Annotated in this window: 18 protein-coding genes; 9 read left to right on the top strand and 9 right to left on the bottom strand. The window is 66.0% G+C overall.

The annotated features are described in order from the left end of the window. Positions 1-278: 278 nt before the first annotated feature. A complete protein-coding gene (locus tag NU1_RS10655; RefSeq protein ID WP_245720050.1) occupies positions 279-1,607 on the bottom strand; it encodes a glycosyltransferase 87 family protein in 1,329 nt (442 codons plus the stop codon). Between the two features lie 587 nt (positions 1,608-2,194). Between NU1_RS10655 and purL the strand changes: the two genes are divergently transcribed. Next, positions 2,195-4,489, top strand: coding sequence for a phosphoribosylformylglycinamidine synthase subunit PurL (gene purL / locus NU1_RS10650; protein WP_067519858.1), 2,295 nt, complete (start codon positions 2,195-2,197; stop codon positions 4,487-4,489). A 106-nt stretch (positions 4,490-4,595) separates the two neighbouring features. Here the strand turns inward: purL and NU1_RS10645 are convergent, their stop codons facing one another. Then, the gene (locus NU1_RS10645; RefSeq protein ID WP_067519857.1) at positions 4,596-4,886 is read right to left on the bottom strand and encodes a YiaA/YiaB family inner membrane protein; all 291 of its coding nucleotides are present in this window, start codon (positions 4,884-4,886) and stop codon (positions 4,596-4,598) included. A gap of 143 nt (positions 4,887-5,029) precedes the next feature. On the opposite strand from NU1_RS10645, the gene NU1_RS10640 reads away from it, so the two are divergent. The 3 genes from NU1_RS10640 to NU1_RS10630 all read left to right on the top strand — a co-directional run bounded on the left by NU1_RS10640 (position 5,030) and on the right by NU1_RS10630 (position 8,044). Further along, positions 5,030-6,805, top strand: a complete 1,776-nt coding sequence (locus tag NU1_RS10640; RefSeq protein ID WP_067519856.1) for an alpha/beta hydrolase — start codon at positions 5,030-5,032, stop codon at positions 6,803-6,805. Between the two features lie 161 nt (positions 6,806-6,966). Then, a complete protein-coding gene (locus NU1_RS10635) occupies positions 6,967-7,644 on the top strand; it encodes a type II CAAX endopeptidase family protein (RefSeq protein WP_067519855.1) in 678 nt (225 codons plus the stop codon). 10 nt (positions 7,645-7,654) lie between these two features. Continuing rightward, the gene (locus NU1_RS10630; RefSeq protein ID WP_157552090.1) at positions 7,655-8,044 is read left to right on the top strand and encodes a sterol carrier family protein; all 390 of its coding nucleotides are present in this window, start codon (positions 7,655-7,657) and stop codon (positions 8,042-8,044) included. A 61-nt stretch (positions 8,045-8,105) separates the two neighbouring features. On the opposite strand, the gene NU1_RS10625 is transcribed toward NU1_RS10630, so the two are convergent. Then, a complete protein-coding gene (locus NU1_RS10625) occupies positions 8,106-9,398 on the bottom strand; it encodes a YhgE/Pip domain-containing protein (protein WP_084521163.1) in 1,293 nt (430 codons plus the stop codon). A gap of 164 nt (positions 9,399-9,562) precedes the next feature. Here NU1_RS10625 and purF point away from each other — a divergent pair, with 164 nt between their 5' ends. Beyond that, on the top strand, positions 9,563-11,131 hold the full coding sequence (purF, locus tag NU1_RS10620) for an amidophosphoribosyltransferase (protein WP_067519853.1): 1,569 nt from the start codon (positions 9,563-9,565) through the stop codon (positions 11,129-11,131). 634 nt (positions 11,132-11,765) lie between these two features. Here the strand turns inward: purF and NU1_RS10615 are convergent. Together NU1_RS10615 and NU1_RS10610 are read right to left on the bottom strand one after the other, a co-directional pair. Beyond that, positions 11,766-12,401: a TetR/AcrR family transcriptional regulator gene (locus tag NU1_RS10615; protein WP_067519851.1), complete on the bottom strand. Its 636-nt coding sequence runs from the start codon at positions 12,399-12,401 to the stop codon at positions 11,766-11,768. Next, the gene (locus NU1_RS10610) at positions 12,388-13,254 is read right to left on the bottom strand and encodes an alpha/beta fold hydrolase (protein WP_067519850.1); all 867 of its coding nucleotides are present in this window, start codon (positions 13,252-13,254) and stop codon (positions 12,388-12,390) included. The genes NU1_RS10615 and NU1_RS10610 overlap by 14 nt, the downstream gene beginning before the upstream one ends. 235 nt (positions 13,255-13,489) lie before the next feature. Between NU1_RS10610 and purM the strand changes: the two genes are divergently transcribed. Then, positions 13,490-14,569, top strand: a complete 1,080-nt coding sequence (gene purM / locus NU1_RS10605; RefSeq protein ID WP_067519849.1) for a phosphoribosylformylglycinamidine cyclo-ligase — start codon at positions 13,490-13,492, stop codon at positions 14,567-14,569. Between the two features lie 262 nt (positions 14,570-14,831). On the opposite strand, the gene NU1_RS10600 is transcribed toward purM, so the two are convergent. From NU1_RS10600 to ygfZ, 4 genes are all read right to left on the bottom strand, one after another. Then, positions 14,832-15,056, bottom strand: a complete 225-nt coding sequence (locus NU1_RS10600) for a DUF3073 domain-containing protein (protein ID WP_067519847.1) — start codon at positions 15,054-15,056, stop codon at positions 14,832-14,834. A gap of 171 nt (positions 15,057-15,227) precedes the next feature. Then, positions 15,228-16,190, bottom strand: a complete 963-nt coding sequence (locus NU1_RS10595) for an asparaginase (RefSeq protein ID WP_067519843.1) — start codon at positions 16,188-16,190, stop codon at positions 15,228-15,230. Positions 16,191-16,260: 70 nt separating this feature from the next. Then, positions 16,261-16,914 (bottom strand): MOSC domain-containing protein, encoded by a 654-nt coding sequence (locus tag NU1_RS10590; RefSeq protein ID WP_067519838.1) that lies wholly within the window; start codon positions 16,912-16,914, stop codon positions 16,261-16,263. Next, positions 16,911-18,029 (bottom strand): CAF17-like 4Fe-4S cluster assembly/insertion protein YgfZ, encoded by a 1,119-nt coding sequence (gene ygfZ / locus NU1_RS10585; protein WP_067519836.1) that lies wholly within the window; start codon positions 18,027-18,029, stop codon positions 16,911-16,913. Before ygfZ ends, NU1_RS10590 begins: the two co-directional genes overlap by 4 nt. Before the next feature lie 213 nt (positions 18,030-18,242). Here ygfZ and NU1_RS10580 point away from each other — a divergent pair, with 213 nt between their 5' ends. From NU1_RS10580 to cydB, 3 genes are all read left to right on the top strand, one after another. Continuing rightward, positions 18,243-19,163, top strand: coding sequence for an aminodeoxychorismate lyase (locus NU1_RS10580; protein ID WP_067519834.1), 921 nt, complete (start codon positions 18,243-18,245; stop codon positions 19,161-19,163). A 186-nt stretch (positions 19,164-19,349) separates the two neighbouring features. Next, entirely contained in the window at positions 19,350-20,810 is a 1,461-nt protein-coding gene (locus NU1_RS10575) for a cytochrome ubiquinol oxidase subunit I (RefSeq protein WP_067519832.1), read from the top strand. 10 nt (positions 20,811-20,820) lie between these two features. Next, on the top strand, positions 20,821-21,870 hold the full coding sequence (gene cydB / locus NU1_RS10570) for a cytochrome d ubiquinol oxidase subunit II (protein WP_067519830.1): 1,050 nt from the start codon (positions 20,821-20,823) through the stop codon (positions 21,868-21,870).

Genomic DNA, 21,870 nt, shown 5'->3' with positions numbered 1-21,870 from the left:
CGTTGTGCTCGGGACTTCTGGCCATGCGCTTAGGCAAGATCGCTCGAGGCAGCGCTTAGGCAAGATTGCTTAAGCACCGCAGCCGGGGTTGAAAGCACCGGCCGCGAGGTTGTTCGGAGGCGGCCTCTGCCCCTGACAGCTTCGGCCGCGAGGGTTGTCGGAGGCTGCCCGGTCCCTCGAGAGCCTCGGCCACGAGCTCGGAGGCTGCCCTGACAGCCTCGGCCGCATCGTTGTTCGGGGGTTCGGGGGCGGAGCCCCTGAGAGCCCCGAGAGTTGGGCTAACCCGTTGCCGCGGCGGGCTTCGCGGCCCGCGCCGGATGGTAGGTGACCACCGCGACCACGAAGATCGCGAACGTCACCAGCACATAGCTGCTGCCGATGATCTGCTCCCACCACGACCAACCGAGTTCCCGGTCGCGGTCGTGCGGCAGCACCCATTGCGGGCCGACGAAGAACATGACGGTCACCAGGGCCACGGTGCCGATGAACCACCGACTGCGGCGGCCGCGCGCGATGGCGTCGAACGCCACCACCAGCGCGGGGGCGATCCAGACCCAATGGTGTGACCAGGAGACCGGCGAAACCAGCAATACCGCACCGGCATTCACCATCAGCGCGGTCACGGGGGACCCGGCGTCGATGAGCCGCTTCATCCAGATCGCCGCCAAACCCACGGCGATCAGCGACAGTACGAGCCAGAGCGCGGTCGCGGCCGATTCCGAAACACCGAGGCGGAAGGCGAAACCCTTCAACGACTGATTGCCCGCGAAATGCGGCGGACCGATCCGCCCAGTATCGGACAGGGTATGGAACCAGTACTGCACCGACTCGTGCCAGAAGAGCAGGAAGACCACCCCGACCGCGGTCAGGGTCGAAAGCACCAGCGTGAGTGGTGATTTCCAATCCCCGCGCGGTAGATAGCGGCGCAATCCCGAGGACTCCGGCCACCCGCCCCGCGGCGGGTACTGCAGGCACAGCAGGAAGAACAGCAGATAGGCGGCCGGGGTGAGCTTCACCGATACCGCGATACCGATCAGCATGCCGCGCGGCCAGAATGGCTTGCGCACCAGGCAATCCAGCGTAATGGCCGCCATCAGCACCAGATTGATCTGCCCGAACCCGTAGGTCTGGCGAATCGGCTCCAACCACTGGAATACCGCGACCGCGCCGATGACGACGGCCAGCCGTGTCGGCCGGTCCATACTGGGCCGCAACCGTTCCAGCACCACCCACAGCGTCACACCGAGCGCGACAATGGAGGTCGTCAGCACCAGTACCTCGGCCACCGCCAAGGGCATGAGGGCGAGCGGCGCGAAGAACAAGGCGGCCAATGGGGGATAGGTGAACGGCAATCCGATCCCGAATACCTCGGGCATCGGGCCGTACAGCTCCCCGCCGTCCATCCAGACCCGCGGCCCATTGCGGTAGACCTGCAGGTCGATATACCCGTGCCAGATCTTCCCGTAATGGCTGATGACGGCGGACACCGCGAACATCGCGAGTGCGATCACCAGCAGCCGGACCTGACGTGCGGTCAATCCCGCGACCCGTCCAGTCGTGGTCACGGGTTTATCGGTCGGATCCGCGACCCCGGATCGATCGTTCACCGGGCAAGAGTAGCTGGCCACCCGCCCTGGACCTCAATGCAAGGCCGGGAGTCCGCCACCGTGTTCTTACCCACACCGCGCCCCCGGTACTCCTACTGTGTCGAACCTCTCCTCCGGCCTACCGAGGTTCTCCGTGCGATATCGCCGACCCGCCGCCATCCAGGCGTGCTTCTGGCCGGGACGCGCTACTGATCAGAGGTGGATTCCGGCCAAAAGCACGCCGGAATGACGGAGGCGGCACGCCGGAATGACGAGAGGGCGGGCGGCACTACGTATTCGAGCTCGGTAACCACTCGGCACGCCGTTCACATGGACACGACGACTGATCTCGTGAGAATCGGGGTAACTCGTCGGGTACGCCCAGAATCGGTTCGGCTCCCAACCGCCGGCACGCGTACACGAATGCCAACGGCTCTGCGCCGGGCGCTGAAGATTCGGAGAGGCGGGGGAGCGCGCTGAAGATCCGGGGAGGCGGGGGAGGGAGGCGGGGGAGCGAGGTGGGGTAGTCGCTAGACTCGGCGCTAATCCCGCCGTATCCAGCATGCCGGTCTGTGTCCCGTTCCGGCCGAAAGGACTCTGGTATTCCCGTGACCACCCACGTCGATACCGTCAGCGCCGCCGCGGCCAGCCCGGATCAGTCGCAGCCCTACAAGGAGCTCGGCCTCAAGGACGACGAGTACGCCCGTATCAAGGAGATCCTCGGCCGGCGGCCGACGGATGCCGAACTGGCCATGTACTCGGTCATGTGGAGCGAGCACTGCTCCTACAAATCCTCCAAGGTGCATCTGCGCTACTTCGGTGAGACCACCACCGATGAGATGCGCAAATCCATGCTGGCCGGTATCGGCGAGAACGCGGGCGTGGTGGACGTCGGCGATGGATGGGCGGTCACCTTCAAGGTGGAATCGCACAACCACCCGTCCTATGTGGAGCCCTATCAGGGTGCGGCCACCGGCGTCGGCGGCATCGTCCGCGACATCATGGCCATGGGTGCGCGCCCGATCGCGGTGATGGATCAGCTGCGCTTCGGTGCGGCCGATCATCCGGATACCCGGCGTGTGGTCGATGGCGTGGTGCGCGGCGTCGGCGGCTACGGCAACTCCCTCGGCCTGCCGAATGTCGGCGGCGAGACCGTATTCGATGCCTCCTACCAGGGCAATCCGCTGGTGAACGCGCTGTGCGCGGGCGTTATGCGGGTCGAGGACCTGCACTTGGCGTTCGCCTCCGGAGCGGGCAACAAGATCATCCTGTTCGGCGCGCGCACCGGCCTCGACGGTATCGGCGGCGTCTCCGTCCTCGCCTCGGACACCTTCTCCGGCGACGAGTCCGGTTCGGGCCGCAAGAAGCTCCCCAGCGTCCAGGTCGGCGACCCGTTCACCGAGAAGGTGCTCATCGAGTGCTGTCTCGAGCTGTACTCCGCCGGACTCGTCGTCGGCATCCAGGACCTCGGCGGCGCGGGACTGTCCTGCGCCACTTCCGAACTCGCGGCCGCCGGTGACGGTGGTATGCATATCGCCCTGGAACAGGTGCCGCTGCGCGCCGCCAATATGACTCCCGCCGAAATCCTTTCGAGCGAGTCGCAGGAGCGCATGTGCGCGGTCGTCACGCCCGAGAATGTGGACGCCTTCATGGCTGTCTGCAAGAAGTGGGACACCCTCGCCACCGTCATCGGTGAGGTCACCGATGGCGACCGCCTGGTCATCACCTTCAATGGCGAGACCGTGGTGGATGTCCCGCCGCGCACCGTCGCCCACGACGGCCCGGTCTACGAGCGCCCCGTGCGGCGCCCCGATTCCCAGGACGCGCTGATCGCCGACAGTCCGGACAAGCTCAACCGGCCCAAGACCGGCGACGAACTGCGCGCCACCCTGCTGAAAATGGTCGCCAGCCCGGCACTGTGCTCGCGCAAGTGGATTACCGAGCAGTACGACCGCTACGTGCGCGGCAATACCGTGCTCGCCGAGAATGCCGACGCCGGTGTGATCCGCATCGACGAGGAATCCGGCCGCGGTATCGCCCTGGCCACCGACGCGTCGGGCCGCTACACCAAGCTCGACCCGTACACCGGTGCGCAGCTGGCGCTGGCCGAGGCCTTCCGCAATGTCGCCACCACCGGCGCCACCCCGAAAGCCGTCAGCAACTGCCTCAACTTCGGTTCGCCCGAGGATCCGGGCGTCATGTGGCAGTTCCAGCAGGCCGTGCGCGGTCTGGCGGACGGCTGTGTGGCCCTTGGTATTCCGGTCACCGGCGGCAATGTGTCGTTCTACAACCAGACCGGCCAGACCGCCATCCTCCCCACCCCGGTGGTGGCCGTGCTCGGCGTCATCGACGATGTGCACCGCCGCATCCCCACCGGCCTCGGCCTGGAGCCTGGCGAAACCCTGATCCTGCTGGGCGATACCGCCGATGAGTTCGGCGGCTCCATCTGGGCGCAGGTCGAACACGATCATCTCGGCGGCGAGCCCCCGAAGGTCGATTTCGCCCGCGAACAGCTGCTGTCGGAAATCCTGCTCGCGGGTTCGCGCGACGGCATGATCAGCGCGGCGCACGACCTTTCCGAGGGTGGTCTGATCCAGACCGTCGTCGAGGCCGCGCTGGCGGGTGAAACCGGTTGCCGCATCCTGCTTCCCGAGGACGCCGACCCGTTCGTCTCGCTGTTCTCGGAATCGGCGGGCCGTGTGCTGGTCGCCGTACCGCGCACCGAGGAGACCCGTTTCACCAAGATGTGCACCGCCCGCGAACTGCCGTGGGTGCGCATCGGTGTGGTCGATCAGGGCTCGGATTCCATTGAGGTGCAGGGCCAGTTCACCATCCCCATGGCCGAACTGCGTGCCGCCTCCGAGGCCACCCTCCCCGCTCTCTTCGGTGACTCGGACCACTGAGCCGCATCGGGAACCGAATACGAGTAACACCCCGCCGGGCCTGGACCCCTCGTAACTACCAGGCTCAGCGGGGTGTTTCGTATGGGTGGGACTCGGTTCCCACCGTTTACATCACTTTGAACGGATCGTGTTCGGCTATCAGCTTTTCCAGCCGGGCTTCGTCGATGCGGCTGTGCACCCGCGAGGCCTCGTGCTGATCACGTACCACCTTTGCCAAAGTAAAGGTGCTGCTGACCAGAAATAAGCCCGCCATCAGCAGGAACCCCCGCTGCCAGATATCCAGCGGGAGGTAGAGGATGCCGACGATGGTGCCGGAGAATGCGATTCCGAACGCAATGGCGGCCTGGGCCAGAAAGGCCTGGGTGCTCTTGGTCGGTGCATTGGGAGTATTGCTCATGGTTACCGAGTCTGTCGGTTGCCGGGTCGCCGCGACCGAGTACTACTACTCGAGTCGCCATGGGTACATATCGGGCGTCACCGTTGTGCCACATCACCCGACCGGATCCCCGCTTTCCGGCGTCCGACCGCCATACTGATCGGGTGCTCGACACCGCCGACGCCCTGACTCGGCTGCGCACCACCGGCGCGGTCGCGGTCGCGCCTGTGTCGAAGTGGATCCGTAGGGTCGCGCCGGTATGGCGTCGCGTCGAGGAAATCGTCGACCTCAACCATGTGGGCCTGGTGGTGGCCACGCTGTTCTTCGCCTGGTCGGTCACGCCCTCACTGGTACCGCGCGACTGGCTGTTCCAGGGGCTCGTCTCCGGTGTGAACGCGGCGCTCGGCTACGGCGTCGGATGTGTGCTGCTGTGGTTGTTCCGCAAGTGGATTCGCCCCCGGCTGAAGATCGGGACACCGCCGATGTGGGTGCGTGACGCCGTGAAAACCGCGGTAGTCCTCACCTGTGTACTGGTCGCGGCCTACATGCTGGTGCTGTCGGCGAGCTGGCAGCGGGAGATCTTCGCGCTCATGAGTATGCAGGGCACCGATACCTCCGCCTACCTGCGCACCGGTGGACTCAGCTTCCTGGTCGGTGCGCTCGTGGTGGCGGCGTACCGGACGCTGCGCACGATCGTGCGCTACCTCGCCCGACTGCTCAGCCACTGGGTGCGGGTACCGCCCCGGTTCGCGCCGACCCTCGGAGCGCTGCTGCTGGCCCTGCTCGTCATCACACTGTTCAACGGTGTTGCCACACAAGCCTTCTTCGCCGTCGCCAACTCGGCGTTCAGTGTGCGCAACGACGAGCTGGCACCCTTCGCCACCCAACCGGTGCTCCCCGAGCGTTCGGGCAGTCCGGAATCGCTGGCCGAGTGGGAGACACTCGGTTCGGAGGGGCGCTGGTTCGTATCGCACGGGCCGGACCCACTGCTGATCAGTTCCATTACCGGGCAGCCCGCGAAGGAACCGATTCGGGTGTACGTGGGACTGGAGTCCGCGTCGGGGGATATCACCGAGGAGGAGTTGGCGGTCGCCGAGCTCGAGCGCACCGGAGCATTCGACCGGAAGGTGCTGGTCATCGTCACCACCACCGGTACCGGCTGGGTGAACTCCATGAGCGTCGCCGCCATCGAGTACATGTACGGCGGCGATACCGCCATCCTGGCCTCGCAGTACTCGTATCTGCCCAGCGTGCTGTCCTTCCTGGCGGACCGGCAGAAGGTCGCGGTGGCCGGGAAGAAGATGTTCGACGCCGTCTACGACAGGTGGTCGCAGCGTCCGGTGGATCAGCGGCCGAAACTCCTGGTGTACGGGGAGAGCCTGGGGTCCCAGGGTTCCGAGGCCGCCTTCGACGGACTGGCGGATCTGCGGTCCAAGGTGGACGGGGCGCTGTGGGTGGGCCCGCCCAACTCCAACCGGCTCTGGGAGCAGTTCGTCTCCCGCCGCGATCCCGGCACCCGCGAGGTCGAACCCATCTACGCCGACGGCCTGGTGGTGCGTTTCGCCGCCGACGCCGAGGATCTGTCCAAACCGTCCCCGGACTGGCGGCATCCGCGCATCGTCTACCTGCAGCACGCCTCCGACCCGATTGTCTGGTGGTCATCGGATCTCGCGTTCTCCCAACCCGATTGGCTTTCCGAACCCCGCGGCTCCGATGTCTCCTCGCAAATGCGCTGGTGGCCCTTCGTCACCTTCTGGCAGGTAGCCGCCGACCTCACCAATGCCCAGGGCGTGCGCGACGGCCACGGCCACCGGTACGGCTCGCTGGTCCTCGATGGCTGGGAAGCCATTGCCGCACCACAGGATTGGACTCCGGAACTGCGGGAGAAGATCCGCGTCCAGATCGAACTGGCGGAGGACTTCGAGCGAGTGGTGAAGTAGGGGCGGGTGAGGTTGAACGCACAGTGTCGGCATGGTCCCCGCACGTTCTCGGCCGGGATCCACTACTGGGGGGTTGTGGATCCCGGCCAAAAGCACGCCGGAACGACGAGGGCGGCCGAGCCGGATCGCGACCCCGGTCCGAGTAACCGGCGGGTTGTCGGATGAATCGCGACATTCGTGCGTGGTCGAAAACCGCTGTCGCCATTGCGCTTCCACTGCTATGGAGCAATCGGGTGCTGCCCGGGCTGAATCTCGATATGCGGGGGCGCACGGCCGCGAATGTGGCCTTCGCCAGCGCATACGCCTTCACGTTCGGCGGTCGCCCGAACTGGCTGTCGCCTCGGGGGCGACGGGTCGGAATCACCGCCGCCGCGGTTGTCACGTCCGGATACGCTGCCGCCCTTGCTATTCCGGGCATCCGCCAGCGGCTGGTCGCAGTCCCCGATCGCGCACCTGAAGTCACCGACCTCGAATGGGTTTCGCTCCACATTCCACTCGGCACCGTCTACAGCGAGGAAATGATCTTCCGCGCCACCCTGTCCCCGATACTCGACGGTACCGCCGGCCGCTTCGGGAAATGGCTCAGCGCAGCCACTTTCGGTCTCTGGCATATATATCCCGCTCGCGCGGCCGGGGACTCGGTGCCCGGTGCCGTGGCGGCCACGGCAGCCGCCGGACTCCTATTCGACGAACTCGGCCGCCGCACCGGCAGTACCACTGCCCCGGCCCTGCTGCACCTGGCCGTCAACGCGGGCGGTGCGCTGGTCCGACCACTGGCTCGTTTGCTGTCCGGCTCGGACCCTCATGAGGGCGACCTCGTTGTCCGCGCGCCCCGGTAGCCTCACGAACGTGGCACGACAAGCGGCGGTGAATCCGGAGGAACTGCGGGCGGCTTTGGCGGCTGTCGAGGCGTGGTTGCGGAACGAGTCCGAGCCCGCACCCGCGCGGACAGTGCTGGCCGCGGCGGTGCGGGGCAGCGCTCGGACCTTGGCGGCGGATGCGCCCGGGGGTTCGGTCGAGGTGCGGGTGCCGCCATTTGTGGCGGTGCAGTGCATCGAGGGGCCACGGCATACCCGGGGGACCCCGCCCAATGTGGTCGAAACCGATCCGCGCACCTGGCTTCTGCTCGCTACCGGGCTGTTGGAATTCGAGACGGCATTGGCATCGGGCGCACTCACCGCATCGGGCAGCCGGGCCGCGGAAGTGGCGCGCTGGCTACCGATCTCGCGGTTGGGCTGACGCCCGGCGCGCGTGTTGTGGTCGCGCTGGGCACCGGCGACTACGCCTGGTGACGCCGCGACTATGCCTGAGGTGTCGCCGCGGTGCGGTCGTTCGACGGTTTGCGTTCCAGGCCCTTGCGGTCGTAGAAGTGCGTGATCACCAGGCCGAAGACGACGCCGATGGCCAGTCCCAGGGTGGACATCCATACGCCGCGACTGAGTCCGGCTTCGGCACTGCCATTGAAATAGAGGATCGAGCGGGTGCCCATGAACACCTGATGCATCGGCTCGAAGTTGGCCAGCCAGCCGAAGTACTTCGGTGTCGCCTCGATCGGCACCGTGCCACCGGATGACGGCAGGCCGAGAATGACGAAGATGATCAGGTTGATGATCAGGCCCGCCGTACCCACCGCCGCCAGGATCGAGGTGCAGGTGACACCGACGGCGGTGATGACGAACGCGCCGTACATGAACAGCAGCAGCGGTTTGTCGATCGGCATGCCGAGCACCTTGCCGATGCCGAGCAGGGCGGCCGACACGGTTATCGACATCACCACCACCGCGGACCATTTGATCAGCAGGGTGCTCACCCGCGAGATGGGCGCACGCGGGAAATGCAGGTACCAGGGTCCCCATTCGGTGGGCAGGAATCCGAGCGCCGAATCGAGCAGCTGGTGAATGATCATCGCACCGACCATGCCGATCAACAGCAGCAGCAGGCTGTAGAAGAACGCGGTCAAACCCTCACCCGAACCACCCGGGAGCGGCCGGAACTGCTCGACCACGATATCCAGTGGCTGCGCCAGCGCCAACCGGGTGGCACCCGACAATTCGGGTGCGGGCGGGCCGTCCGGTGGCGGCGCCAACTGCTGCTGGACCTGTTCGGTCAGCTGCTGTCCGACCTGGGTATTGACCTGGGTGAGTGCTTCGGCCCCGAACTTCTGCGTAATCGCGGTGGCGAACGCGCCGGTGCGCGGATTGGTCTGCAGGGTGATGGTCGGGTTCGAGATATCCCCGGGGATCACACTTCCCACGCCGAGAATCCCGAGCCGCTTGGAGAAGTCGCTCGGGATGATGATGGTGCCGTACACCTTCGCCTGCTGCATCTGCAGCTGGGCCTCATTGATACCGAGCACCCGCAGATCGATCTTGTCCGCTGGCACCGCCTGGCGCAGACCCTCGGCGACCTGATCGCCGAAATTGACCCGCTGCTCCTGTCCGGGCGCGCCGATCGTATCGCCGACATCCTGATTGACCAGTGCGATCGGGAAGTCGTGCAGATTCTTCTCCGGATCGACGACGTAGTCGAGATACATCACACCCAGCAGGGAAGCCAGCAGGGTGACGACAATGATCGGGAAACCCCACTTGATCGGGGTCAGGTGTCGACGCGTGGTGGCAGCTGGAGTATCGGTGGGCGTCACATTGGGAAGCTAACAGCAAACGGCGAGCCATCCGGGTTATCCCAACGGTGGGTTGCCGCGTCATTACCCGTAGACTGGGCCCTGCCCCCCGCCCGCCGAACAGGGAGCAAACGGTGAATCTGCCCCCCTCCGCCGCCGTAGCCGATCAGGACGAGAACGAACCGCGCGAAGAGTGCGGCGTTTTCGGTGTCTGGGCACCGGGCGAGGATGTTGCCAAACTCAGCTACTACGGGCTCTACGCCCTTCAGCATCGCGGACAGGAAGCGGCCGGTATCGCCGTTTCCGATGGCTCGCAGATCCTGGTATTCAAGGACCTCGGCCTGGTGAGCCAGGTGTTCGACGAACAGACTCTCGCGGCAATGCCCGGTCATGTCGCTGTCGGGCACTGCCGCTACTCCACGACCGGATCCACCACCTGGGAGAACGCGCAGCCGATTTTCCGTACCACCGCGGTCGGAACCGGAATCGCGTTGGGTCACAACGGAAATCTCGTCAATACCGCCGAACTGTCCGCCCGCGCACGGGAACTCGGCCTGATCAGCGGTCGACTCTCCGGCGGTGCGATGGCCGCCACCTCCGACTCCGATGTGATGACCGGGTTGCTCGCGCACGCGGCCGCCGACAAGAGCATCGAACAGGCCGCCATGGAGTTGCTGCCGACCCTGCGCGGTGCCTTCTGCCTCACCTTCATGGATGAGCACACCCTCTATGCTGCGCGTGACCCCTGGGGCGTGCGGCCGCTGTGCCTGGGACGCCTCGATCGTGGCTGGGTGGTCGCCAGCGAAACCGCGGCACTCGATATCGTCGGCGCTTCCTTCGTCCGAGAGATCGAACCCGGCGAACTGCTGGCGATCGACGCCGACGGGGTGCGGTCCATGCGCTTCTCGAATCCGGAACCCAAGGGTTGCGTGTTCGAATTCGTGTACCTAGCCCGGCCCGACAGCACCATTTCGGGCCGCTCCGTGCATTCCACCCGCGTGGAGATCGGCCGCCGCTTGGCTGTCGAGCATCCGGTGGACGCCGATCTCGTTATCCCCGTACCGGAATCCGGAACGCCCGCCGCGGTCGGTTACGCGCAGGGCTCCGGGGTGCCCTACGGCCAGGGTCTGATGAAGAACGCCTACGTGGGCCGCACCTTCATCCAACCCAGCCAGACCATCCGCCAGCTCGGGATCCGACTCAAACTCAATCCGCTGCGCGAGGTGATTCGCGGTAAGCGACTCATCGTGGTCGACGATTCCATCGTGCGCGGCAATACCCAACGCGCCCTGATTCGCATGCTGCGCGAAGCGGGTGCGCTGGAAATCCATGTGCGCATTGCCTCCCCGCCGGTCAAGTGGCCCTGCTTCTACGGCATCGACTTCGCCTCCCGCGCGGAATTGATCGCCAACGGTGCGGGCCCCAAGGGCATCGACGAGGGCAGCTACGACGACATGGTGGAGGGCGTACGCCGCTCCATCGGCGCCGACACCCTCGGCTACATCTCCACCGAGGCCATGATCGCCGCCACCGAACAGCCCCGCACCCGCCTGTGCGCCGCCTGCTTCGACGGCGAATACCCGATCGCCCTCCCCACCGAGGTGGCCATCGGCAAGAACCTGCTCGAGGGCATCCTTACCGGATCGACCGAATCGGAACTGCTGGCGGACAATGCGAACGCGAGCGCGTTGAGCAGGCCGTAAATAGCTCTGGGTCTCGTGCCCGCCCGCCTTACGGCGGGCGGGCACAGCTGTATGTGGGGGAGTGGCGGCCCCGCCCGCGCGAATAGGTGCGCGGTGCGGCCGCGACTACCGCGGTGAAGGCGTGGCTTGGGTGCGCGGTGCGGCCGCGACTACCGCGGTGAAGGCGTGGCTCCGGAACAGCCCCCGTCCTCCTGGTGTGAGCTGCGTCGTCCTGGGGTGAGGGGTGGGGTTGTTCGGCCGTGACAGCTGGGGTTGTCGTGGGGTGAGAGCTGGGTTGTTCGGCCGTGACAGCTGGGTCGTCCTCGAGTGACAGCCCCCGTCATCCCGGCGTGCTTTTGGCCGGGATCCACTGCTGCGGAAGTGTGGATTCCGGCCAAAACACGCCGGAATGACGAAGGCCGGCGGGCGACATCGCGACGCCGACCTCGATAGTGCGCGGTGGGGTCGCGAATTGCGCGCTCGGCGACGGCCGCGAGCTGTGCGCTGAGGGGTCGCGAGTTGTGCGCTGGGTCGCGAATTGTGTAGTTGGAGGTGGCCGCGAGCTGTGCGTGGGGGCGTGCGGCGAGGTGATCGCGCGCAGTCCTGATCGGGCTCTCTGGGCGGAGCCCCGAGTTCTCCGCGAAAGCGGTTCTCCTCAGGGAGATTCGGGCCGGCGGAGGATTCCGCTGACCAGCAGGAGTAGGGACTGCTCGGCTTCGGCGGCGGCGCGTTCGGGGTCTTCGGCGTGGGCGACGATCATGCCCGCCTCGGTGATCGCGCTGAGAATGAGTTGCGCCAGGACCGGCAGGGGAGCGCCGGGAGCTATGAGTCCGGCGGCCGCTGCGGCCTCCAACTGCTCGACGATCATCCCCAGCCCATAGCGCGCCTCCAGCTCCCGCCAGGCCTGCCAGCCGAGTACCGCCGGACCGTCGGCCATGGAAATGCGCGCCACCTCGGGTCGGCGGCTGATCTCCAGGAAGGTGCGCAGGCCCACCGCCATGGCGGCGAGTGTGACTTGCGGGTCGGACTGATCCATCGAATCGGCAAGGGCTTCCACGGCTTTCGCCACCTCCGCGGTGGACTCCGCCTCCACCTGCTCGAGTACCGCCACGAACAGCCCGCGCTTATCGCCGTAATGATGGTGCAGGGCACCGCGGGTGACACCGGCCGTGGTGACGATCTCCTCGGCCGAGACACCCGCGTACCCACGTTCCGCGAACAACCGGCGACCGGCCTGTTCCAGCGCGGCCCTCGTGGTGCGGGAACGGTCCTCCTGACTACGGCGTGGCATGCAGCCGAGTGAACTCCACGATCATCTCGGTGAGCAACTCGGGCTGGTCTTCGGAGACGAAGGTGTACGCGTCGTCGATCTGCCGCAGTGTCGCGTTGGGGAGTTCCCGCTCCACTCGCTGTGCCGACGACAGCTTGAACACCTTGTCCTCGGTGGCCCAGGCGAGCAGGACCGGAATATCGATGTCGGGAAAGTGCTGCGCGGCTTCGACGGTGTACTTGCCGTCGATACCTTTGAGGAAGCGCCGCAGATCTTTTCGAATAGCGCCGCTGTTGCGGCTGGGTAGCAGATACGAGTCGGCGATCTCGTTCGGCTGGCCGTGCTTGACCACCCAGCCGAAGGCGATCGGCAGCCGCTGTACCGCGCGTATGCGCATCGCCGCGGTGAGCGGTCGCATGGATCCGGGAATCCGCGCGAGCCATTGCAGGGGTGCCAGCAGGGCGGGGAGAAACGCCTCGTAGGTGTCCGAGGGCGTCAGTACGACCCGTCCGATACGAGACCGATTGCGCGCCAGCAGGATCTGGGTCAGCGCGCCACCGGAGTCATTGGCGACCACGGTCACATCGTCGAGGTCGAGCCGTTCCAGGAACGCGGCGATGAGATCGGCCAACCCGGTCGGAGTGAGATCCGCATCCGGCACTGGAATCGAATGCGCGCCCAGCGGCCAGTCCGGGGTGAGACAGCGATGCCCGGTGGCCACCAGGCCCGGCACGACCTTGCGCCAGAGGTCGGCATTGACGAGCAGTCCGTGGACGAAAACCACCGGGGCGCCCGATCCGGTGTCGTGGTAGCGAATGCGGCCGCCGGGCAGATCCACCTCGTGCGCTGGGCCGAGTGCCTTGCTGATTCCCATGATTCGTGCCTTCCGAAGGGCGTTGGATTGTCCACCCAGATTCACATACGTACGGTATGTATGTCAATGCGTACGGAATGTATGTAAGCGGGTATTCGGTGGGGTCGGCAAGGTGGACTTGCAGACCGAAAGGTTTGTCAACCCCCATACCCGATACGGGTGCGATGTCGTTATTCGCCTCCGGTAGCGTGAGCAGGCATCTATCCACCGATTCGGCTTGGAGCTCTCCCCGACAATGACTGAACAGACCCCCAGCGGTGCCGGTGCGTCTTACGCGGCGGCCGGAGTGGATATCGAAGCCGGCGACCGGGCAGTCGAACTGTTCGCGCCATTGGCCAAGAAGGCCAGCCGGCCCGAGGTACAGGGTGGACTCGGCGGTTTCGCCGGGCTGTTCGCGCTGAAGGGTGGCTACCGCGAGCCCCTGCTGGCCGCCTCCACCGACGGCGTCGGCACCAAGATCGCGGTCGCGCAGGCGCTCGACAAGCACGACACCGTCGGCCTGGACCTGGTCGCCATGGTCGTCGACGACCTGGTGGTGTGTGGCGCGGAACCGCTGTTCCTGCAGGACTACATCGCCGTCGGCCGGGTCGTCCCCGAGCGGGTCGCCGAACTGGTCTCCGGTATCGCCGAAGGCTGTGTGCTGGCCGGTTGCGCGCTGCTCGGTGGCGAGACCGCCGAACACCCGGGCCTGATGGGCGCCGACGACTACGACCTGTCCGCCACCGGCGTCGGCGTCGTGGAAGCCGATGCCGTACTCGGCCCGGACCGCGTGCGTGCCGGTGATGTCGTTATCGCCATGGGCGCGTCGGGACTGCACTCCAATGGCTACAGCCTCGCGCGCAAGGTGCTGCTCGATATCGACCGCATGTCCCTCACCGGGCACGTCGAGGAATTCGGCCGCACTCTCGGCGAGGAACTCCTGGAACCGACCCGAATCTACGCCAAGGACTGCCTGGCACTGATCGCCGAAACCGATGTGCGGACCTTCTCCCACGTCACCGGCGGCGGCCTGGCGAACAACCTGGCGCGCGTGCTGCCCCCGGGTATGGTCGCCGAACTCGACCGCGGCACCTGGAGCCCGGCCCCGGTATTCAAGATGATCGCCCAGCGTGGTCGCGTCGAGCGCCCCGAAATGGAGAAGACCTTCAATATGGGCGTCGGCATGGTCGCCATCGTCGCCCCCGAGGACGCCGACCGCGCCCTCGCGGTCCTCACCGCCCGGCACATCGACTGCTGGACCCTCGGCACCGTCAAGAAGGCCAAGGACGCCGACGCCGCTCGCGTCGACCTGGTGGGCGAACACCCGCGCTTCTGACGCACGTCACCAATAGCATTGCGGCCCCGACCCTTCCAGGGTCGGGGCCGCTCGCGTCTTACGCGAGTCGCACCGGATGTGCTGGCGCGGAACGCTTCAGGGGTGGTGGCATACGAAAAACGCACCAGCGCCCATCGCGTAGGCGAGGGACGCCGGTGTCATGAAATGCGAGCCTTCACACGGCGAAGCCTCACGGCAGAATGACGAATTCGAGGGGAAGGCCGTGGGGGCCTCCCCTTGAGTGCATCGATTCAAGTCCGAGTCAGCGGCGCCAGTCGTCGTTGTCGTCTTCGTCCCACTTCGGCAACTTGTCGTCCGCGTCATGCTCGTCGGAAAGCACGCCGCTGCGCCTCTGCGTCGGTTCGGAGAATGGACTTCCGCCCGTCGACAGCTCTCGCTGAAGGGTCGCGAAGTCGGTCGGCGTCGAGCTGTACTTCAGCTCTCGTGCGACCTTGGTCTGCTTTGCCTTAGCCCGGCCACGGCCCATGACTGACCCCCTCGCGTCACTGCGGGGCGGCCTGGGGTAGTTGGCGGCCCCGTTCGAATTAATATCTTCCTGACAGATACTTTAGCGTGTGTCAGCCGGTCGCGCTTCCAGGAGTGGGTGAAGAACCTCGCGAGTGCGGTCATGACCGGGGGACGCGATGGCCGCGAGGATCTAGAGCAGGCCGGGGATTGCCCGAATGACGCCGACGCGGGCCGCGCCACCCAGGACCGCCGGGGCCGCCAACTCGGTGTGCTCATCGGTCCATTCGATGCCCATACGCTGCAAAATGGCCAACGTCAGCGGCATTCGCGCGCGGTCGTGACCGTCCGCGATCTTGTAGGCGAAGGCCGAGCCGTCCGGCAGCGCACCCGCGTGCACCCCATCGGCGCCGATCTTGCACACCAGCCCGGGCGTTGCCGTCATGACCCGTAAGTCCGGTCCGTCCGTGCCGGAAATCACTCGGGGATGCGCGCGAATGGCCTCGGCGACCCGACGTTCCGGAGCGTCCGCGGGTGCGGTCGCCATGGTCGCGTAGGCCCGGGCCAGATTCACCAGGGAGATCGGAACGATAGGCAGGCCACAGCCGTCGATACCCAGATCGGATTCCGGTTCGCCGGTGATATCGGCAATGGTCGCGACGACCGACTGCTGCAGCGGGTGACCGATATCCAGGTAGCCGCCGGTGGCCCAGCCGTTGATCCGGCAGGTGGCGAGCATGGCCGCATGTTTGCCGGAACAGTTCATGAAAATGCGGCGGGCGACCTTCGAACGGTCCTGTCCGGCGAGGACATTGGCGCGGGCCTGCTCCTCCCAGGGCAGATCCGGCGGGCATTCGAGGTCGTCCTCGGTGAACCCGAAGCGATCCAGCAGGCGCTGCACGAGGTCGACGTGATCGGGTTCGCCGTAGTGGGAGGCCGTCGCGATGGCCAGTTCGGCATTGTCGAGGGGTTCGAAACCATTCCGCAGCAGGGTGATCGCCTGCATGGGCTTATTGGTCGACCGCGGGAAGATCGGGACGTGGACCTCACCGAGTTCCACGGTCGGCTCGCCATCCGGGCCGAGGATGACCACCGAGCCGCGGTGAACGCATTCGCGGAACCCGGACCGGACGACTTCGACCAGATCCACACTCATGCTGTCTCCTCTGCGCATGAACGGGGGCCTTGCGTGGTAACGCGAGCAGCCTCCGCCAGACCCGGACCGTTCACGTGTTGGCTCCGTTTCGGCGGCGATGGCGCTCGATTTGCATGCGGACATCATCGGAGATGGTGGGCTCTACTTCGAGCAGCAGGTCCAGACGCGATTGGTCCCCGCCGCGGAACAGATCCCGCACCGTGATGCCGTGCTCGGGGGTGTGCACCACCCGGACCTCGTCGCCCGCGCCGACCGTGCCCTCGGTGAGCACCCGCAGGTACGCGCCCGTATCCGATTGCAGGGTGAAGCGTTTCACCCACTGCGGTTCGCCGGACCAATGCTGAAAGCTGGCGCAGGGGACGCGGGGCGCGCTCACCTCGAAGACGGCGTCGCCGATCGCCCAGCGTTCGCCCAGCACCGCATCGCTCACCGGCAGACCGGTAATGCGCAGGTTCTCACCGAACCAACCCGGCGGCAGCTCGCGGGCGAGTTCGCTGGCCCAGCGCTCGGCGTCTTCCTGGGCGTACGCGTAGACGGCCTGGTGCACGCCGCCGTGATGGACGGTATTGCAGACGTGGTCGCCGTCGAGACCGAGGCGGTGCGCGCGAACCCGGTGCGGCACCGGACCCTTGTTGATGGCCGAGCGCCCGACTCGACCCGGCACCTCGATCTCGGCGTGCACGACGCACACAGCGAGGACCCGTCCCACTGTGCCGCCGTTCACCGGCCGCGCAGCTTGTCGATGGCGAGCCGCCCCGCCTGCGGCTCATCATGGGCGGGAATGGAATCCGGATCGATGGACGCGGCGCACGGTCCGGCTTCCAGGGCGGTATCGGCGGGGATATTGCGCTTGATCAGCGCCAGGGCGATCGGCCCGAATTCGTAGTGGTCGATCACGGTGCCGAGGACACCCACGGCGCGACCGCCGGCGGTGACCGCGTCACCGGGGGCGGGGCGGCCGTCGGCGGAACCGTCGAGGTGCAGCAGTACCAGGTGGCGCGGGGGCTTGCCCAGATTATGGACGCGAGCCACCGTTTCCTGGCCGCGGTAGCAACCCTTCTCCAGGTGCACCGCGCCGAATTCGGCGGGACCGCCGATCCAATTCACCTCGTGCGGAATGGTGCGGTCATCGGTGTCGAGGCCGATACGCGGGCGCACAGCCGCCACCCGCAATGCCTCGAAGGTCCACATGCCCGCCGCTTCCACGCCCGCCGCGCGCAGGCGGGTCCACCAGTCGGCGAGTTGGTCGCGGGGGACTATCAGGTCGAAGGAATCGTGCGTGGGCCACGGCATCCGGCGCAGGAAGCCGCCGCCGGGCAGCGGTACCGCCGCGTAGATGTCGGGCAGGGCCGCGATGCCCAAGGTTTCGGTGGCGAGGTCGGCCACACCCGGGCCGAGCAGGCTCAGTACGGCGTAGTCGGGAGCCGCCACCGGTTTGGCATCGGCCCAGAACACCATCTTCTGCAGGAAATCGAGCAGTCCCGGACCGCGATCTGCCTCGGTGTCGATCCACACCGTGCCGTCCAGATCGGTCAGCACGAAGTGATTCAGAACCCGACCGTTCAGGTCCAGATCCAGATTCTCCGCCGACTGCCCGTCACCGAGCTGCGCGATGTGCTGGCTGGAAATCGTATGCAGCCAGGTCAGCCGTTCCTTACCGGTCATGCTGATGACGAACCGGTGCGATCGATCCACCACCGCGACTCGTTCCACCGCCGCGCGCTGCTCCCCGAGCGGATCGCCGTAATGCCAGGCCACCGCACTGTCGGGGGATTCAGGCAGCCCTGCGACCGCCCCTGGGAATTGGAGAATCGGACTAGGTGCAACCACAGAGGACACGACTCAACAATAGGCGGTGTCTGATTCGCGCTGCCGCGGCGTACCGCGAACAACGAGGTTTCGGCGTGGTGGAGGGTGGATGCGAGCGGGGTCGCGCCGGGGATGGCGGGCGGGTGACGTCGAGGTTGCGCGGGCGTGATGTATCTGCCGCTTGGCGGGTTTGCTGATGCGGTACGGGTTTACGGACGCCCGATTTGTTCTAGGGTCGTCGCCATGGTGGAACGAGTTCTGGTGACACTCGACGGCGCGATCCGGGATCCGGACGCGCCGTTGCTGTATGCGGACGATATCGGTGTGCTGCGTGGTGACGGTGTGTTCGAAACCGTGTTGGTGCGGGACGGGCAGCCGTGCGCGATCGAATGGCATCTGGCGCGACTACGTAGGTCAGCGGAGGCACTGGAATTGCCCGCGCCGGACCTCGATGCCTGGCGCACGGCCGTGCAGAAGGCGGCCAAGGAATGGGGTGATACCAGCGAGGGGCTGCTCCGGATGGTGCTCACCCGCGGGCGCGATAGCGACCTCGGACGCTACGGCGATCTTTCGGCTATTAAAGATATGTCGCCCGCCGAGGCCGCGTCGACCGGATACGTCCTGGTCGTCCCGGTGGCGGAGCGGGTGAGAACCGCACGTGCCGAGGGCGTTTCGGTGATCACGCTGTCGCGGGGTATCTCGGTGGATCTGGCACAGGCCGCGCCCTGGCAACTGCTCGGGGCCAAAACCCTTTCCTACGCAACGAATATGGCGGCACTGCGGTTCGCTCAGCGAATGGGTGCCGACGATGTGATCTTCACCAGCACCGAGCATCGGGTGCTGGAGGGGCCGCGTTCGAGTGTGGTCATCGTGCGCGATAAGCAGCTGATCACGCCACCCGCCAAAATCGGGGTGCTGCCGGGAACCACGCAGCGGGCGCTGTTCGCCGAGGCGGAGAAGGCGGGCTGGGAGTGCAGTTACCAGCAGTTGTTCATCGCCGATCTGATTACGGCGGACAGTATCTGGATGCTGTCCAGCGTAACCCTGGCCGCGCGGGTCAACTCGCTCGACGGGTTGCGGATGTCGGCACCCGACCATGCTCCCGAGATCATCGAACTGGTGGACCGGGGCGTTGCGCGACCGGGCAGTATTGCCGACTGGTAATGCGGTTCGGGCACCCTGTCCAATGACCAACAGCTGCGTTCGGTGATGACGAACGGGCACAGATTCGGGACTTTGGTCCTCGATCAGCAAACTCGCCGCGCATTGTGGCGCGTCACATGTTGATCTGATCCTCAGCGGGCGTAGTGTTTGTTACTACGTCATGTCGTAGATCGGCAGGGAGGTCGGATGGACGTCGTTGATGTCGCACGTTGGCAATTCGGAATCACCACCGTGTACCACTTCATCTTCGTGCCGCTCACGATCGGCCTCGCGCCGCTCGTCGCGGGTATGCAGACCGCGTGGGTGATTACGGGCAAGGAACACTGGTATCGACTCACCAAGTTCTTCGGGAAGCTCTTCCTGATCAACTTCGCGCTCGGCGTCGCGACCGGCATCGTCCAGGAATTCCAGTTCGGTATGGGCTGGAGCGAATACTCCCGCTTCGTCGGTGATGTGTTCGGCGCACCGCTGGCGATGGAGGCCCTGGTCGCCTTCTTTATGGAGTCGACCTTCCTCGGACTCTGGATCTTCGGCTGGACCAAGCTGCCGAAAAAGGTGCACCTGGCCTGTATCTGGCTGGTCGCCATCGGCGTGAACGCCTCGGCGTACTTCATTGTCGCCGCCAACTCGTTCATGCAGCATCCGGTCGGCGCGCGGTACAACCCCGATACCGGACGCGCTGAGCTGTACAGCATTTGGGAAGTGATCACCAATGTGACCACGCTCGCGGCCTTCCCGCACGTGGTCGCCGGAGCCTTCCTGACGGCGGGCACCTTCGTCGCGGCTATCGCGGGCTGGTGGATGGTCCGCAAGGCCCGCCAGGACGCGGCCGGGCTCGAGGAGGCCCGAGTCATGTGGCGGCCGGTCGCCCGGATGGGATTGTTCGTCTCGCTCATCGCCGCCGTCGCCCTCATCTACACCGGCGATGTGCAGGGCAAGCTGATGTTCGAACAGCAACCCATGAAAATGGCGTCGGCGGAATCGCTCTGCCATACCGAGACCGATCCGGACTTCTCCATCCTCACCGTCGGCACCCACAACAACTGCGACAGCGTGGACCACCTCATCGAGGTGCCCTACGTGCTGCCATGGCTGGCCAAGGGCGAATTCAGCGGCGTCACCCTCGATGGCGTCAAGGATCTGCAGGAGCAGTACAACGAGAAGTTCGGCCCCGGCGACTACCGGCCCAACCTCTTCGTCACCTACTGGTCCTTCCGCGCCATGATCGGCTTCATGGCGGGCTCGATCCTGTTGGCGCTGGCCGGATTCTGGTTCACCCGGCGGGGACGCGTACCGGACCAGAAGTGGTTCGGCTGGCTGTCGCTGCTCTGCCTGGCCACCCCGTTCCTGGGCAATATCTCCGGCTGGGTCTTCACCGAGATGGGCCGTCAGCCCTGGGTGGTCGTACCCAATCCAACCGGCGACCCGAACATCCGAATGACGGTGCAGCAGGGCGTATCCGGGGTTTCCGCGGGCACGATTCTCACCTCGCTCATCGTCTTCACGCTGCTGTACGGCCTACTCGCGGTGGCGTGGTTCTACCTGATGCGGCGCTACGTGGTGAATGGACCGGAACCGGCGCATATCGAAGACGACACCCCGAAGATGACCGGGGATTCGGTCGAGAAGCTTTCCTTCGCTTACTAGGAGACTCCCGATGACTCTGCAAGTGTTCTGGTTTCTGCTGGTCGCGGTCCTCTTCATCGGATACTTCGCCCTGGAGGGCTTCGACTACGGCGTCGGCATGCTCATGCCGATTATCGGACGCAAATCCGAGGTGAAGCGCCGCGTCGTGCTCAACACCATCGGGCCGGTGTGGGACGGCAATGAGGTGTGGCTGCTGACCGCGGGCGGTGCCATGTTCGCGGCCTTCCCCGAGTGGTACGCGAGCCTGTTCTCCGGGTTCTATCTCGCCCTGCTGCTCATCCTGGTCGGCCTGATCACCCGGGCCTGCGCCATCGAATGGCGCAGCAAGATCAATGACGACAGGTGGCGACGCTGGTGCGATATCGGCATCGGGCTCGGCTCCTGGATTCCCGCTCTCGCCTGGGGCCTGGCCTTCGCGAATATCGTGCGCGGCGTGCGGCTCAACGAGAAGCGGCAGATCGAGGGCACGCTGTTCGACCTGCTGAATCCGTACGCGCTACTCGGCGGGCTCACCACCCTGCTGCTGTTCCTGCTGCACGGAGCGGTGTTCCTGAGCCTGAAGACCGCCAACGAGGTGCGTGACGACGCGCAGCGCATCGTGCGGGCGCTGTTCGTACCCACCGCGGCCGTGGTGGCGGTATTCGGCATCTGGACCCAGCTCTCCTATGGCAAGGGCTGGACCTGGATTCCCCTGCTGCTGGCGGTGGTCGGACTCGTGGTCGCCGGATTCGCGGCCACCCGGGGGCGGGACGGCTGGGCATTCACCGGTACCGCGGTCACCGTCGTGTCGGCCACCGCGCTGCTGTTCGGGGTGCTCTTCCCGAACGTGCTGCCCTCCACCATCGACGCGGCCTACAGTCTCACCGTCGATGGCCGCGACGGCACCGTCAGCGCGTCCTCCACGCACTACACGCTGACCGTCATGAGTTGGGTCGCGGTGATCATGGTGCCGTTTGTCCTGCTCTACCAGGGTTGGACGTACTGGGTGTTCCGCCAGCGGCTCACCATGGAACAGATCCCGGATCCCATCGGACTGCTCATGGAGAAAGCGCGGGACTGA

The sequence above is a fragment of the Nocardia uniformis NBRC 13702 genome, assembly GCF_001613345.1.
GTDB lineage: Bacteria > Actinomycetota > Actinomycetes > Mycobacteriales > Mycobacteriaceae > Nocardia > Nocardia uniformis.
The sequence above is the reverse complement of the archived record's forward strand: the minus strand, read 5'-3'. Positions and strand labels throughout refer to the sequence as shown.

Bases quoted from the DNA above. Each gene is read 5' to 3' on its own strand.
- NU1_RS10610 (WP_067519850.1), bottom strand. From the start codon at position 13,254: ATGGGAATCAGCAAGGCACTCGGCCCAGCGCACGAGGTGGATCTGCCC.
- NU1_RS10595 (WP_067519843.1), bottom strand. From the start codon at position 16,190: ATGAGTGTGGATCTGGTCGAAGTCGTCCGGTCCGGGTTCCGCGAATGC.
- NU1_RS10575 (WP_067519832.1), top strand. From the start codon at position 19,350: ATGGACGTCGTTGATGTCGCACGTTGGCAATTCGGAATCACCACCGTG.
- NU1_RS10580 (WP_067519834.1), top strand. From the start codon at position 18,243: ATGGTGGAACGAGTTCTGGTGACACTCGACGGCGCGATCCGGGATCCG.
- NU1_RS10635 (WP_067519855.1), top strand. From the start codon at position 6,967: ATGAATCGCGACATTCGTGCGTGGTCGAAAACCGCTGTCGCCATTGCG.
- NU1_RS10615 (WP_067519851.1), bottom strand. From the start codon at position 12,401: ATGCCACGCCGTAGTCAGGAGGACCGTTCCCGCACCACGAGGGCCGCG.
- purM (WP_067519849.1), top strand. From the start codon at position 13,490: ATGACTGAACAGACCCCCAGCGGTGCCGGTGCGTCTTACGCGGCGGCC.
- cydB (WP_067519830.1), top strand. From the start codon at position 20,821: ATGACTCTGCAAGTGTTCTGGTTTCTGCTGGTCGCGGTCCTCTTCATC.
- NU1_RS10600 (WP_067519847.1), bottom strand. From the start codon at position 15,056: ATGGGCCGTGGCCGGGCTAAGGCAAAGCAGACCAAGGTCGCACGAGAG.
- NU1_RS10645 (WP_067519857.1), bottom strand. From the start codon at position 4,886: ATGAGCAATACTCCCAATGCACCGACCAAGAGCACCCAGGCCTTTCTG.